The organism is Elioraea sp. Yellowstone (genome assembly GCF_006704265.1).
Classification (GTDB): Bacteria; Pseudomonadota; Alphaproteobacteria; order Acetobacterales; family Acetobacteraceae; genus Elioraea.
The window spans coordinates 1-579 of sequence record NZ_VIKA01000329.1; the positions used below are offsets into that span (position 1 = coordinate 1).

Annotated in this window: 1 pseudogene; it reads right to left on the bottom strand. The window is 78.4% G+C overall.

The annotated features are described in order from the left end of the window. Positions 1-562, bottom strand: a pseudogene (locus FK498_RS18970) (O-antigen ligase domain-containing protein); the annotation flags it as partial. Positions 563-579 lie beyond the last annotated feature (17 nt).

Consider the following 579-nt stretch of genomic DNA (forward strand, 5'->3'; position numbering starts at 1 on the left):
CCGCTGCGGCACCCGCCGCCAGCGCGGCCACACCGGCGGCGAGCGCGAGCGTGGCGACCTGGTACTGGACACGGAGCGTCTCCGCGTCCGTCGGCCCGCCGAGCACGGCGATCCCGGCCGCGACCGCTGCCGGCACGACCACGGCCACGGCGAGGCCTGCGCCCGCGCAGGTCGCGGCGAAGGCGCGGAACGCGATCGGCGACGCCGCCACCGCCAGTCCGGTCACGGTCATGGCCGGACCGAGCAGCGCGATCTCGGCGAGCTTGCGCGGCAGGCTTGCGGTCCCACCGCTCCAGGCACCCGCGATCGCGAGCCAGAGCGCGAGCGCGCCCTGCAACGCCAGGACCAGCGCCGCCTCGGCACCGACCCGGTACGGGCGGGCGAGCAGGCGCCAGAGCGCAAGGCCGCACGCGAGCGCGAGCAGCGGCGGGGTGATGTCGAGCGGCAGATGGACGAGCCCGGGCAAGCCCTTCAGCGCCGCGGCGAACTGCAGCCCGGCCGCGGCCACGCCGAGCGCGGCCGCGGCGGGTGATCCGGCCGCGTCGTCCGGGTCAGTCCGCACGACGGCGGCCTCCGGCG